This window comes from Photorhabdus sp. CRCIA-P01, assembly GCF_003545805.1.
GTDB lineage: Bacteria > Pseudomonadota > Gammaproteobacteria > Enterobacterales > Enterobacteriaceae > Photorhabdus > Photorhabdus antumapuensis.
Window position 1 is genome coordinate 92,689 of sequence record NZ_NMQR01000002.1, and the last position, 15,250, is coordinate 107,938.

Sequence of the window (15,250 nt, forward strand, 5' to 3'; positions counted from 1 at the left end):
TAAACGAACAAACAAGCCCTCATCGGTCAAGATGATGGACTTTACAAATCGATCTCGAAATGTTCGTCAGCTATTGCTGGTCCGATTCTGATAGGTCGTCTTGTTCCTGGCCTAACAGCGCCAATTCCAACAATGCATAGCGGTGCTCAACAAAGTTATGTGCATTGTTAGCCACCGTCAGCTTGAATAACGCAGATGCGCTATCCTTGTCCCCCAGACTTAGGTAATGTTTACCTAAATAGAAGTCAGTTTCACTGAGATGCTCAGCGAGCGAAGTGTTATCCGTTGCATTCTCTTTCAGGCGATCCATCAATGTATATTCACTGATTTTGCCTAAATAGAATTCAACTATATTCCAGCCCCATTGCCCCCGGTTCGCTCTTTCGTAATGTTGCGACAAGTTTACCATCGCTCCTTTAGGATAAAATTCTTTTTCCACCAGGTATAACCACAACGAACGGAAGGGATCATTTGGATCGTCTTGATAAAACGCCTGCAGATCATCCTGCGCTAACTTATACCGGCCACCGTAATACAACGCGATGCCGCGGTTCAGACGCGCGTAATTGTAAGTTGGATCAAGCTCTAATACAGAATCAAACGCTTCATAGGCGGCATCAAAATTGCCAGCCTGCGTAAAGTAAATCCCCAGATAATTAAAAATCTCTGGAATATTAGGCCGAATAGACAAGGCAATAGAAAAATCATTCCGTGCCAAGGCTCTCAGCCCGAGACTATCATACAGCACACCCCTCTCATATAAAAGCTGTGCGTACTCATCTTCTGTCAATGATCGACTCGCAAGAATCTGTTCCATACGGGCCAGAATAACTTCCTGCTGCAATGAAGGTTGTAATGGAATAGCAAAAACTTCGTTTTTACGCCAATCCTTGCTGCTGCATCCTGCCAAAATAAGTATTGCTACAGCATAACACCAGCGCAGAAAAAAATTCATTTCCTACTCCCAAAGTCAGACATTGATTAAGAATGCCCTATCACCTATTGCATTTATTGGGCCTCCTGCCCTGAGTCTGTTAAACGGCGCTTTTTTACAAGACACCGTTTATGACATCAAATTTATTCTGCTGATTGTGGTGCTGGTGATGCTTCCTCAACAGCTGTGCCGGCTGTCGCTTCTTTGATGCTCAGGCGAACACGACCCTGGCGATCAATTTCCAGTACTTTAACTGGTACTTCCTGACCAACCTGCAAATAGTCAGCCACTTTCTCAACGCGCTTATCAGCAATCTGCGAAATATGTACCAGACCTTCTTTACCACCACCGATAGCAACAAATGCGCCGAAATCAACGATACGGGTTACCTTACCGGCGTAAATACGGCCAACTTCGATCTCGGCGGTAATTTCTTCAATACGACTGATTGCATGTTTTGCTTTTTCGCCATCAGTTGCAGCAATTTTCACCGTGCCATCATCTTCGATCTCAATGGTAGTACCGGTCTCTTCAGTCAGTGCACGGATAACCGAACCACCTTTACCGATAACATCTTTGATCTTGTCCGGGTTGATCTTGATAGTATGAATGCGTGGTGCAAATTGAGAAATATCATCACGTGGAGTGGTAATTGCCTGCTCCATCACGCTCAGAATATGCAAACGCGCACCTTTTGCCTGATTCAACGCAACTTGCATAATTTCACGGGTGATACCTTCAATTTTGATATCCATTTGCAGCGCACTGATACCTTCACAGCTACCCGCTACTTTAAAGTCCATGTCACCCAGATGATCTTCGTCACCCAGAATATCAGACAGAACAACAAAGTTATCACCTTGTTTCACCAGACCCATTGCAATACCAGCAACAGCGGCCTTAATTGGCACACCTGCATCCATCAACGCAAGAGATGCTCCACAGACAGATGCCATTGAAGATGAACCGTTAGATTCTGTAATTTCAGAAACTACACGAACTGTGTATGGGAACTCGTTAGCTTTTGGCATAACTGCCAATACACCACGTTTAGCCAAACGGCCATGACCAATTTCACGACGCTTTGGTGAACCCATCATACCTGTTTCGCCAACAGAATATGGAGGGAAATTATAGTGCAGCAAGAAGCGATCTGTACGTTCGCCCATCAGCTCATCAATGATCTGTGCATCACGTTCTGTACCCAGAGTCGCAGTAACCAGAGCCTGAGTTTCACCGCGGGTAAACAACGCGGAACCGTGAGTACGGGGCAGAATACCAGTACGTACGTCCAACGCACGAACCATATCTTTTTCGCGGCCATCAATACGTGGTTCACCGCGCAGTACACGGCTACGAACAACATTTTTCTCTAAGCTGCCCAGAATTTCATGGATTTCCGCTTCTTCCAAAGCTTCATCCTGTTCCAACAGCGCAGCTGTAACTTCATCTTTGATAGCATTAACCTGAGCATAACGCTCCTGTTTCTCAGTGATACGGTAAGCATCACCCAGACGGCTTTCTGCCAATTCAGCTACACGATCATGCAACGCCTGGTTAACAGGTTCTGGCACCCAATCCCATTTCTCTTTGCCTGCTTCCGCAGCCAACGCATTAATGTTATCAATAACCACTTGTTGTTGATCATGGCCGAACACTACCGCACCCAGCATTTGCTCTTCAGTCAGCAGATCTGCTTCAGATTCCACCATCAAAACAGCACCGGCAGTACCTGAAACCACCAGATCCAAACTGCTGTTTTTCAGTTCATCGCTGGTTGGGTTCAGTACGTATTGATCATTAATATAACCAACGCGGGCAGCGCCAATCGGGCCATTGAATGGAATACCAGACAATGCCAGCGCAGCAGAAGCGCCAATCATTGCAACGATATCCGGGTTAATTTGTGGATTGACAGAAACCACAGTCGCTACAATCTGAACTTCATTTAGGAAACCTTCCGGAAACAGAGGACGCAGAGGGCGATCAATCAAACGTGCCACCAACGTTTCGCCTTCTCCTGGGCGGCCTTCACGACGGAAGAAGCTGCCTGGGATACGGCCTGCGGCGTAAGTACGCTCCTGATAGTTAACAGTCAGCGGGAAGAAATCCTGACCAGCTTTTACTTTTTTCTGACCAACAACAGTTACGAATACAGCAGTGTCATCCATATTGACCATGACAGCAGCCGTGGCCTGACGAGCCATCATACCCGTTTCGATAGTAACGGTATGTTGACCATATTGAAATTTACGAACAATCGGATTCAGCAAAATAATATCCTTTCGTTAACGTTGTCTTTTATATTCAGCAGACAACAATGAATGATCTCTTCATGCCACATCCTCGCGACTAATGACAGCTCTCACTCCTTTAAGCACTCTCATTAGCCGCGCGAACCTCTGTAACCGAAGAGCCTTACCCAAAAATCATCATCAGCATTCTTATGCTGTTACGTATGATGACTTCTCAGAAGAAAAGGGGCCATATATGGCCCCTTTCCACTGAAACTTGCTTGATTAGCGACGTAAGCCAAGACGCCCAATCAGCGCAGTGTAACTTGTTACATTTTTACGCTTCAGATAGTCCAGCAATTTACGACGCTGAGAAACCATGCGCAGCAGACCACGACGGCTATGGTGATCTTTTTTGTGCTCTGAAAAATGGCCTTGCAGGTGGTTAATCTGCGCAGTCAGCAAAGCAATCTGCACTTCACTAGAACCACTGTCATTCGCATCACGACCAAATTCAGCAATAATTTGCGCTTTTGCTTCAGTACTTAGAGACATATTACAACTCCAAAAATACATAAATTAAAATTACGGGTGCCGATCTCTAATTCAGCCACCCAACATATAGCTGCGCCATTCTACGCTGCAAATAAGTTAAGCGCAAGATAGCCCCAAATACCCTAATCCCGGCTTTCAACGACTAAACGGCGAGGAGCAACAAGCCCATCATCATTGATAACAGCAATGCCAATGAATTTCCGTTCATCACCTTCAGTTACACGTACCATACTTTCAACTAGAGCTGGGGATTTAGCACTGCGCACCGCCTGGCCTTGTTTAAAATAAGCCGCAACTACTGGAATCAAATTAACCTCTGGGAAATGAGCAATTGCGCTATCCATTGGTAATAGTAATGAATCAATTAATTCGCCCACAGGTATTTCCTGAGCTTTGGCCTGCTTTTGCAATTCATATAATTGCTCAAATGTCACCATGCGATCATTTGGATAATTCGCTACCTGTAAACGTCTTAAATAAATAACATGAGCACCACAGCCTAATAATTCACCTAAGTCATCAATAATAGTGCGAATATAAGTTCCTTTCGAACAGTATATTTCCAATTCCAGTTCATCATCTTCCCAACGGATAAACTGTAATTCATAGACTGTAATTGGCCGTGCTTCGCGTTCTACCTCAATCCCCTGACGAGCATACTCATACAATGGCTTTCCCTGATGTTTCAGTGCAGAATACATGGAAGGAATTTGCATGGTATCACCACGGAATTTATCCAAAGCTTCATTAAGCTGAGCCTGATTTATCCGGATTGCTCTTTCACTAATGATCTGCCCGTGTGAATCAGATGTGTCAGTTCGCTGACCAAGACGGGCTATCACCCGATAACGCTTGTCAGAATCCAGTAAAAACTGGGAAAACTTCGTCGCTTCACCCAAGCAAACCGGTAGCATACCCGTTGCCAGTGGATCCAACGCACCAGTGTGACCAGCTTTGTTGGCGTTGAAAATACGTTTTACTTTTTGCAACGCATCATTAGAAGAAATATCCTGCGGCTTATCCAGTAACAACACGCCATGTATATCACGACCGCGACGACGACGCCCCATTACTTCTCCTCTTTGTGATCCACAGAAACCCGGCGCTGTTCATCATTCTTCACGACATTAGTGACCAGATTGGACATCCGCATCCCCTCTACCAGGGAATTATCATAGGAGAAAGTCAGTTCTGGTACGACACGCAAACGCATTGCTTTACCCAACAGAGAACGAATAAAACCAGAAGCTTCATTCAATGCCTTAATACCTTTTTTCACCACATCGGAATCATGTTCTTCAGTCAACACATTCAGAAAGGTAACAAATACTTTGGCGTAAGCCAAATCACGGGAAACTTCAACACCAGAAACAGTTGCCATACCAATCCGAGGATCTTTTACTTCTCTCTGTAAAATGATGGCAATCTCTTTTTGCATTTCCTGTGCAACGCGCTGAGTTCGGCTGAATTCTCTTGCCATTGCTATATCTCCTGACATTTGGGGGGCATAAGCCCCCCAACAATGAAATTAACCAGCGGTAGGAATTAAGCGATAGAACGTTTAATTTCAATAATTTCAAACACTTCTATCATATCTCCGACGCGAACGTCGTTGTAGTTCTTAACGCCGATACCACATTCCATACCGTTACGGACTTCGTTAACGTCATCTTTAAAGCGGCGCAGGGATTCCAGTTCACCTTCGTAAATCACTACGTTATCACGCAGTACGCGGATTGGGTTATTTCGCTTAATGGTCCCTTCAGTCACCATACAACCTGCAATCGCACCGAATTTCGGTGACTTAAACACATCACGAACTTCTGCAAGGCCCATGATCTGCTGTTTATATTCAGGTGCCAGCATACCACTCATTGCCTGTTTAACTTCATCAATCAGGCTATAGATAACGGAGTAATAACGCAGATCCAGGCTTTCATTTTCAACAACCCGGCGTGCAGAAGCATCGGCACGAACGTTGAAACCCAGAATGATTGCATTAGAAGCAGCAGCCAATGTAGCGTCAGTTTCAGTAATACCACCCACGCCAGAGCCGATGATTTTCACTTTCACTTCATTGGTAGACAATTGTTCCAATGCTTCGCGGATCGCTTCACATGACCCTTGAACGTCAGATTTCAGAACAATATTCAATTCAGAAACTTCGCCTTCTTCCATGTTAGCAAACATGTTTTCCAGTTTAGATTTCTGCTGACGAGCCAATTTGACCTCACGGAATTTACCCTGACGATACAGAGCAACTTCACGAGCTTTCTTCTCATCACGTACAACAGTTGCTTCATCACCAGCCGCCGGTACGTTGGATAGGCCAAGGATTTCCACTGGAATAGATGGCCCCGCAGAGAACACTTCACGGCCTAGCTCGTCACGCATTGCACGAACTCGTCCATATTCAAAGCCACAAAGTACGATATCACCTTTGTTCAAAGTACCTTCCTGAACCAACACTGTCGCAACCGGGCCACGACCTTTATCCAAGAATGATTCGATAACAACGCCGCTTGCCATACCAGAACGGACTGCTTTTAGTTCAAGAACTTCAGCTTGAAGTAAGATTGCGTCCAGCAATTCATCGATACCAATACCCGCTTTAGCAGATACATTGATAAACTGAGTTTCACCACCCCACTCTTCAGGCTGAATACCGTGCTGAGAAAGCTCACTCTTTACGCGATCCGGATCAGCTTCTGGTTTGTCGATCTTGTTAACCGCAACAACTACAGGCACATTCGCTGCTTTTGCATGCTGAATAGCTTCGATAGTCTGAGGCATCACACCATCATCAGCAGCAACAACCAGGACCACGATGTCGGTAGCTTTTGCACCGCGTGCGCGCATTGAAGTAAATGCAGCATGCCCTGGGGTATCCAGGAAAGTAATCATGCCACTTTCAGTTTCAACATGGTAAGCACCGATATGCTGGGTAATACCACCCGCCTCACCAGAAGCAACTTTCGTAGAACGAATGTAATCCAGCAGAGAAGTTTTACCGTGGTCAACGTGACCCATGATAGTCACAACCGGCGCACGCGACTCAGCAACAGCTTCACCTGTATCGCGGTCGCTCATCAGCGCTTCTTCCAGTTCATTCTCACGACGCAGGATAACTTTATGACCCATTTCTTCAGCAACCAGCTGTGCAGTTTCCTGATCAATCACCTGGTTGATGGTTGCCATTGCACCCATTTTCATCATGGCTTTGATGACCTGAGAACCTTTGACAGCCATTTTATTCGCCAATTCAGCAACAGTAATAGTTTCACCGATCACAACATCACGGTTAACAGCAGCTACAGGCTTATTGAAACTTTGCTGCAATGTACTGGTTTTACGTTGCTTACCTTTTGTACGACCAACTGCACGGGCTTCTTCACGATCTGCTTTAGATTCAGAATGTTTATTATTTTTCTTCTGGCGAGTAGCCTTACCACTACGACTGCGGGCTCGACGATCACCTTCAACTTTAGCATCATTTTCGTCTTCCGCTGCACGGGCATGACGGGAGGTAGTGACATGATAATCGTCGCTATCAATGGAATCTGAATCACTTGACCACTTATCCTGATTCTCTTCAGCCATACGACGAGCTTCCTCAGCAACGCGTTTAGCTTCTTCCTCTACCTTACGACGCATCTCTTCTTCTGCTTTACGCTTAAGATCGGCAGCTTCTGCTTCACGACGTGCTTTTTCACTTTGAGCTGTTTTATTAGTCTGGGCTGGTTTCTGTTTATGTTCGGTATGTTGATTGGTCACTTTTTCATTTTCCGCTGCCTGGCGCTTAGCTTTATCAGCTGCTTCACGTTTGGCTTTTTCTTCTGCCTCACGTTTAGCCTGCTCTTCAGCGAGTTTCTTCGCTGCTGCTTCGGCTTCGCGTTGCACTTTTTCTTCTGCTTCGCGCCGTGCTTGCTCTTCCGCTTCACGCTTCGCCTGCTCTTCCGCTTTAGCCTGTTCAACGGCATCACGGTTCACATATGTACGCTTTTTGCGGACCTCAACGGCTACCGGTTTGCTTTTACCATCGGTGCCTGAAACATTCAGCGTACTACGTGTCTTACGCTGCAATGTTAATTTATCGGGTTTACCAGCTGAACCACCTTGTTCGCGGTTCAAATGTGCCAGTAAAGCTTCTTTTTCTTTCTGGGAGACAAAATCAGTTTCGGTTTTTTTAATCCCTGCATCAGCAAATTGCTGTACCAGGCGATCAACCGAAGTCTGTATCTCTTCTGCCAGTGATTTTACGGTTACATCTGTCATGCTGTTCCTTCCTGCTACGGTTTATTACGCATCATCGCCAAACCAACAGATATTTCGGGCAGCCATGATGAGCTCGCCTGTTTTCTCATCATTCAAACCTTCAATATCAGATAGGTCGTCGATACCCTGCTCGGCAAGATCTTCCAGCGTACAGATGCCACGGGCAGCCAGGTCAAATGCCAGAGTACGGTTCATACCAGTCAGATTTAACAACTCTTCAGTTGGTTGTTTATCACTGAGGCTTTCTTTCTGAGCCAGTTCCAGAGTAGTTAAAGCAGCTTTCGCACGTTCACGCAGGACTTCGATAGTTTCCTCATCAAGGCCTTCAATTTCCAGAAGTTCCTTAATTGGTACATAGGCCAATTCTTCCAGAGTTGAGAACCCTTCTTCGACCAGAACAGTAGCGAATTCTTCATCAATATCGAGATGCTTAGTGAATGTATCAATAGAAGCATGAGCTTCTGCCTGATGTTTTGCTTGTAGCTCTTCAGCAGTCATGACATTTAATTCCCATTTGTCATCACCACGGTGTTTTTTCAACAACTGCGCAGCCAAGCGCACATTTTGACCATTACGGCCGATAGCCTGTGCTAAGTTGTTGCTTTCAACGGCAACATCCATCGTACACTTGTCTTCGTCGACAACAATAGATGCAACATCAGCCGGAGCCATAGCATTAATGACAAACTGAGCAGGATTATCATCCCACAGTACGATATCAATTCGTTCGCCGCCCAGTTCACTGGAAACAGCCTGTACTCGTGCACCACGCATGCCAACGCAAGCACCTACCGGATCGATACGCTTGTCATTCGTTTTTACTGCAATCTTAGCGCGAGATCCCGGATCGCGGGCAGCAGCTTTAATTTCAATTAGCTCCTCACCAATTTCCGGAACCTCAATGCGGAACAGTTCAACCAGCATTTCCGGGCGGGAACGACTGACAAACAGTTGCGCACCTCGTGCTTCAGGGCGAACATCATACAGTACACCACGCACGCGGTCACCTGGGCGGAAATTTTCCCTTGGTAACATGTCTTCGCGAAGGATAACTGCTTCAGCATTATTGCCTAAATCAAGAGTGATATTCTCACGATTGACTTTCTTAACCACACTGGTGATGATCTCACCTTGCTGTTCGCGGAACTGGTCAACAACCATAGCGCGCTCAGCCTCACGTACTTTCTGTACAATAACCTGTTTAGCGGTTTGCGTTGTAATACGATCAAATGTTACTGATTCAATTTGATCTTCGGTATAGCTACCCACATCGATTTCAGGCTCTTCAAATCTAGCCGCATCCAGCGTAATTTCACGAGTTGGCTGAGTCACTTCTTCAACAACTAACCAACGACGGAAAGTGTCAAAATCACCAGATTTACGGTCAATGCTGACACGAACATCAATCTCTTGTTCATATTTTTTCTTGGTGGCTGTGGCCAATGCTGTTTCCAGCGCCTCGAAGATCTTTTCGCGTGGAAGGGATTTTTCGTTGGAAACCGCTTCCACAACAGCCAGAATTTCTTTATTCATCCTAGTTGCCTCATCCGAACTTTAAAAGTGGGGTACCAGGTTCGCTTTCTGGATGTTGCTCAGTGCGAACACTTCATCTTTTCCATCCACCGTAACCGTGATCATTTCGCCGTCGACAGTTTTGATAATGCCCAGCCATTTCCGACGGTTTTGCATTGCTATACGTAAAACCAGACTGACTTCCTCACCAATAAAACGCTGGTAATGTTCAGCCATGAACAATGGACGCTCTAAGCCAGGCGAAGAAATTTCCAGGTTATAAAGCACTGAGATAGGATCTTCGACATCCAATACCGCACTGACCTGGTGGCTAACATCAGCACAATCATCAACAGTGATACCATTTTCACTATCAATATAAATCCGCAGTGTAGAAACACGTGCACGAATAAACTCCAAGCCGACTAATTCAAAGCCTAAAGCTTCAACTGGTGCTGAAATCATCGCTGTTAATTTTTGCTCTAATGTGGACAAGCCCACCCCCAAGACATAAAAAAAGGGCTAATTAGCCCAGTAGTTCTGTTGTCAAATAACAAAAAACCCCGAAATTCGGGGCTTTATGCAACTGGACCCTATTTGCTGCCAGTGGCTTCAACCACTCACTTCATGCCCCTTTAACTCAGAATCAATATTTCAAATATTGCTGAATTATTTCGCTCAAAAAGGTGCATCTTAATTTAAGAAGTGGTTGCGGGAGCCGGATTTGAACCGACGACCTTCGGGTTATGAGCCCGACGAGCTACCATGCTGCTCCATCCCGCGTTCGAAAACGTGGCAAATATTACGCCGATAACTGCCAAAACGCAAGCTATCCGAATAATGGTACCGAGGACGGGACTTGAACCCGTAAGCCCTAGTGTGGGCACTACCACCTCAAGGTAGCGTGTCTACCAATTTCACCACCTCGGCACTACTATGAGGTTATCGTTAATTAAACAACCTCATCTTAATTCTTTCTTGTGACGATTACTGCGGAATATCACTATTTGGTGCTGCTGGCACCGCCGGAATCTCCGTTGACTTCTCGACTTTAGCCGGCTCGCCAATGTTTTCCCATTTACTGCTTGTACCAGTCTGGTTACTCGTCATATTGCCAAGCACCAAACTAATAATGAAAAACAGAGTAGCAAAAAGCGCAGTCATACGGGTCATAAAGTTACCAGAGCCCGATGAACCAAACAGCGTTGCAGAGGCACCCGCACCAAAGGAAGCACCCATATCAGCACCTTTACCCTGCTGCAGCATAACCAAGGCAATCAGCCCGATAGCAACCAGCAAGAAAACAACTAAAAGAGCTTCATTCATATGTCGTACCTATGTCCTTGTGGGGTTTACCACGATTTACATGGTTACCTTATACCGCACTACCTACTCAAACAGGCTAATCACCTGACTGAGCGGGTCTGAATACTAACCAAACCACATCTGATACGCAAGGTTAATTTCAATAATCAGAATCACTTGAAGAAAAAAACAACAAATTAACCAGCGTATTTCACTGCATCAGCAATACGATGGGCCAAAGCAGTGACTTGTACATCATCTTCACCCTCTACCATGACACGAATCAATGGCTCAGTACCAGATTTACGTAACAATACCCGTCCACGGCCATTTAATTCAGCTTCAACAGATTTAGTAGTATTAATTACACTTTCCGATTTAAGTGGATCGTGTGAACCGGAGAAACGAACATTTACCAGCACCTGCGGCAAAAGTTTCATACCACTACACAGATCGTGCAAACTCATATGGTTACGTACCATAGCACTCAGAATCTGAAGGCCAGCAACAATGCCATCACCCGTAGTTGTTTTATCCAGTAAAATAACATGACCAGAGTTTTCGGCCCCTAAACGCCAGCCTTCTTCCTGCAATTTTTCCAGCACATAACGGTCACCCACTTTAGCACGCAAAAATGGGATACCAAGCTGCTTCAATGCTAATTCCAATCCCATATTACTCATCAATGTACCAACAACGCCACCACGCAGTTGCCCTTGTCTCAGTGCTTCACGGGCAATGATATAAAGGATCTGGTCGCCATCAACTTTCTGCCCCAAATGGTCAACCATAATAACGCGATCACCATCACCATCGAATGCCAAACCAACATCTACTTTCTCTTCTACAACACGTTGCTGCAACAAACGAACATCGGTAGCACCACACTTTTCATTAATATTGATACCGTTTGGTTCACAACCAATCGTCACAACATCAGCCCCTAGTTCTCTGAGTACATTTGGAGCAATGTGGTAAGTCGCACCGTTAGCGCAATCAAGTACAATTTTCAAGCCATTAAGACTTTGCTCACTTGGAAATGTACCTTTACAGAATTCGATATAACGACCAGCAGCATCAACAATACGATTTGCGCGTCCCAACTCTGCGGATTCCACACAAGTCAGTGGCTTTTCCATTTCAGCCTCAATCGCTTCTTCCACATCATCCGGCAATTTCGTACCATCAATAGAGAAGAATTTAATACCGTTATCATAATAAGGATTATGAGAAGCAGAGATAACAATTCCAGCTTCAGCACGGAAAGTTCGGGTCAGATAAGCAACAGCAGGTGTTGGCATAGGACCAGTGAACGAAGCAGATAAACCAGCCGCAGCTAAACCTGCTTCTAAAGAAGATTCCAGCATATAACCAGAAATACGGGTATCCTTACCGATAATGATCTTACGAGAACCATGACGAGCCAGTACCTTACCCGCAGCCCAGCCAAGCTTTAACACAAAATCTGGCGTAATTGGGCTATCGCCCACTTTGCCACGAATACCATCGGTACCAAAGTATTTGCGGTTACTCATAATTTCTTTTCTTCCTTTGCTGAAAGTGTTGCTCCGACAATTTGCATTGCCTGCACGGTTTCTTTGACATCATGCACCCGGATAATTTGCGCTCCTTGCATAGCTGCGATAACAGCGCAAGCCACACTCCCGGCAACCCTTTCTTGTGGCGGCACATGAAGCAACTGACCTATCATGGATTTACGTGACATTCCTGCCAGCACAGGTAAACCAAATTGATGAAATTGGTTTAAATGTGCTAGTAACTGATAATTATGCATCAAGTTCTTGCCAAACCCGAAGCCAGGATCAAGAACAAGTTTATCTTTTGTTATCCCTGCCACCATACAACGTTCAATTTGTTCAGTAAAAAATTGTTTCACTTCACCTAACAAATTTTCATAATGCGGTGCATCCTGCATCGTCCTCGGCTGGCCTTTCATATGCATCAAGCAAACGGGCAAACCAGATTTAGCTACGCTTTCCAAAACACCAGGCTCTTGCAATGCACGAATATCATTAATTAAATGGGCGCCAGCTTTTGCTGACTCACTTATCACCAATGCTTTCGAGGTATCAACAGAAATCCAGATATTAAATCGTTGAGCTAAAGCCTCAATAACCGGAACAACACGATCCACTTCTTCTTGTTCACTGACTTCATCAGCTCCCGGACGGGTAGATTCCCCACCGATATCAATGATCGCAGCTCCTTCATTAATCATCTTTTCAGCATGTCGTAAGGCCATATCCAGAGTATTATGAGCCCCACCATCAGAAAATGAATCTGGAGTCACATTCAAAATACCCATTATTTGTGGACGTGCAAGATCGAGAACATTATCTCTGGCTCTGAGTTTCATGTTGGACTACCTTCAATGTCAAAACCCCAGGACTTACCTGGGGTTTCATGAATATATCAATCAGACTACGAAACAATGGAACAATTACTGATCTTTATTTCCTGACGGCCCTACTTGCTCACCACCTTGCGCCAATGTATTGATATCATCAGTTGGTTTTGCAGTCTGTGGAGGAGGTGTATTACCTGTTGGGCGACTGTTATTATTGCTGCCGTTATCACTTTCCCATCCTGCTGGCGGGCGCACATTCGTACGATTCATTAAGTCATCGATCTGAGGTGCATCAATAGTCTCGTACTTCATCAATGCATCTTTCATCGAATGCAGGATATCAAGGTTATCCATCAGAATATGACGGGCACGTTGATAGTTATGGTCAATAATTGCCTTAACTTCCTGATCGATCAGACGAGCAGTTTCATCGGACATATGTTTAGCTTTTGCAACTGAACGCCCGAGGAACACTTCCCCTTCTTCCTCCGCATAGAGCAATGGGCCGAGTTTTTCCGAGAAACCCCACTGTGTTACCATGTTACGGGCTATTGATGTTGCAACTTTGATATCGTTAGATGCGCCAGTAGAAACACTGTCTGGACCATAAATAATCTCTTCTGCCAGACGACCCCCGTATAAGGTTGAGATCTGGCTTTCCAGTTTCTGGCGGCTAGCGCTGATCTGATCCCCTTCCGGTAGGAAAAAAGTCACACCCAAAGCGCGACCACGCGGAATAATGGTAACTTTATGAACAGGATCATGCTCAGGAACCAGACGGCCAATAATGGCATGGCCTGCTTCATGATAAGCAGTTGATTCTTTTTGCTCTTCCGTCATCACCATGGAACGGCGTTCTGCGCCCATCATGATTTTGTCTTTCGCTTTTTCGAATTCAACCATAGAAACTACGCGTCTGTTACCACGGGCAGCAAACAAAGCAGCTTCGTTCACTAGGTTAGCCAAATCAGCACCAGAGAATCCCGGAGTACCGCGAGCAATGACAGAAGCATCAACATCAGTATCCAGGGGAACCCGGCGCATATGAACCTTCAGAATCTGCTCGCGGCCACGTACGTCTGGCAAACCAACAACAACCTGACGGTCAAAACGACCAGGACGCAACAACGCAGGATCAAGTACGTCGGGGCGGTTAGTCGCGGCAATAACGATAATACCTTCGTTGCCTTCAAAACCATCCATCTCAACTAGCATCTGGTTCAGAGTCTGCTCACGTTCATCGTGGCCCCCTCCTAAACCAGCGCCACGCTGACGGCCCACCGCATCAATCTCATCAATAAAGATGATACAAGGTGCTGCTTTCTTCGCCTGTTCGAACATATCACGAACACGGGATGCACCAACACCAACAAACATTTCAACAAAGTCAGAACCAGAGATAGTAAAGAACGGCACTTTCGCTTCACCAGCAATTGCTTTTGCCAGTAAAGTCTTACCCGTACCCGGAGGCCCAACCATCAGAATACCTTTCGGAATTTTTCCACCCAACTTCTGGAAGCGGCCTGGCTCTCGCAGATATTCCACCAATTCACCAACTTCCTCTTTCGCTTCGTCGCAACCAGCAACATCGGCAAAAGTGGTTTTAATCTGATCTTCTGTCAGCATACGGGCCTTACTTTTACCAAAAGACATTGCCCCTTTACCGCCGCCGCCCTGCATCTGACGCATGAAGAAAATCCAGACCCCAATAAGCAGTAACATCGGGAACCAGGAAATGAAAATAGAAGTTAGCAGACTTGGTTCCTCTGGGGGTTCACCAACCACTTTTACGCTTTTATTCAGTAACGTATCTAGCAGTTTTTCATCCTGTACTGGTAGGTAAGTGGTGTATCTGCTGTTATCTTTCCTACTAACGTTAATTTCACGACCTGTGATACGAACTTCGCGCACCTGATCCTGGGCTAATTCATTGATGAAGGTAGAGTAATCCACCCTACGACTATTGGAATCGCTGGGACCAAAACTCTGGAATAACGACATCAGCACAACTGCGATAACTAACCAGAGAATCAGGTTTTTCGCCATGTCACTCAAGGGATTAACCTC

At 45.5% G+C, this 15,250-nt stretch carries 12 protein-coding genes and 2 tRNA genes; all 14 read right to left on the minus strand.

The genetic code is table 11. The annotated features are described in order from the left end of the window. Positions 1-70 precede the first annotated feature (70 nt). Positions 71-955, minus strand: coding sequence for a lipoprotein NlpI (gene nlpI, locus D3222_RS01840; RefSeq protein WP_021323312.1), 885 nt, complete (start codon positions 953-955; stop codon positions 71-73). Positions 956-1,077: 122 nt separating this feature from the next. Continuing rightward, positions 1,078-3,207, minus strand: a complete 2,130-nt coding sequence (gene pnp / locus D3222_RS01845; RefSeq protein WP_118984594.1) for a polyribonucleotide nucleotidyltransferase — start codon at positions 3,205-3,207, stop codon at positions 1,078-1,080. 246 nt (positions 3,208-3,453) lie between these two features. Then, a complete protein-coding gene (gene rpsO / locus D3222_RS01850; protein WP_015836102.1) occupies positions 3,454-3,723 on the minus strand; it encodes a 30S ribosomal protein S15 in 270 nt (89 codons plus the stop codon). Between the two features lie 122 nt (positions 3,724-3,845). Next, positions 3,846-4,793, minus strand: a complete 948-nt coding sequence (gene truB / locus D3222_RS01855; protein WP_118984595.1) for a tRNA pseudouridine(55) synthase TruB — start codon at positions 4,791-4,793, stop codon at positions 3,846-3,848. Then, positions 4,793-5,203 (minus strand): 30S ribosome-binding factor RbfA, encoded by a 411-nt coding sequence (gene rbfA, locus D3222_RS01860; protein ID WP_118984596.1) that lies wholly within the window; start codon positions 5,201-5,203, stop codon positions 4,793-4,795. Before rbfA ends, truB begins: the two co-directional genes overlap by 1 nt. A 65-nt stretch (positions 5,204-5,268) precedes the next feature. Then, entirely contained in the window at positions 5,269-7,998 is a 2,730-nt protein-coding gene (infB, locus tag D3222_RS01865; RefSeq protein WP_118984597.1) for a translation initiation factor IF-2, read from the minus strand. A gap of 24 nt (positions 7,999-8,022) precedes the next feature. After that, a complete protein-coding gene (gene nusA, locus D3222_RS01870; RefSeq protein ID WP_118984598.1) occupies positions 8,023-9,531 on the minus strand; it encodes a transcription termination factor NusA in 1,509 nt (502 codons plus the stop codon). Between the two features lie 21 nt (positions 9,532-9,552). Beyond that, positions 9,553-10,005: a ribosome maturation factor RimP gene (gene rimP, locus D3222_RS01875; RefSeq protein ID WP_157975270.1), complete on the minus strand. Its 453-nt coding sequence runs from the start codon at positions 10,003-10,005 to the stop codon at positions 9,553-9,555. 211 nt (positions 10,006-10,216) lie between these two features. Continuing rightward, positions 10,217-10,293, minus strand: a tRNA-Met gene (locus D3222_RS01880). 58 nt (positions 10,294-10,351) lie between these two features. Then, a tRNA-Leu gene (locus D3222_RS01885) sits at positions 10,352-10,440 on the minus strand. Positions 10,441-10,497: 57 nt separating this feature from the next. Then, positions 10,498-10,836: a preprotein translocase subunit SecG gene (gene secG / locus D3222_RS01890; protein WP_118984600.1), complete on the minus strand. Its 339-nt coding sequence runs from the start codon at positions 10,834-10,836 to the stop codon at positions 10,498-10,500. Between the two features lie 176 nt (positions 10,837-11,012). Then, the gene (gene glmM / locus D3222_RS01895; RefSeq protein ID WP_118984601.1) at positions 11,013-12,350 is read right to left on the minus strand and encodes a phosphoglucosamine mutase; all 1,338 of its coding nucleotides are present in this window, start codon (positions 12,348-12,350) and stop codon (positions 11,013-11,015) included. Further along, a complete protein-coding gene (gene folP, locus D3222_RS01900) occupies positions 12,347-13,192 on the minus strand; it encodes a dihydropteroate synthase (RefSeq protein ID WP_118984602.1) in 846 nt (281 codons plus the stop codon). The genes glmM and folP overlap by 4 nt, the downstream gene beginning before the upstream one ends. Before the next feature lie 84 nt (positions 13,193-13,276). Next, a complete protein-coding gene (gene ftsH, locus D3222_RS01905) occupies positions 13,277-15,238 on the minus strand; it encodes an ATP-dependent zinc metalloprotease FtsH (protein WP_198672724.1) in 1,962 nt (653 codons plus the stop codon). Between the last annotated feature and the right edge of the window lie 12 nt (positions 15,239-15,250).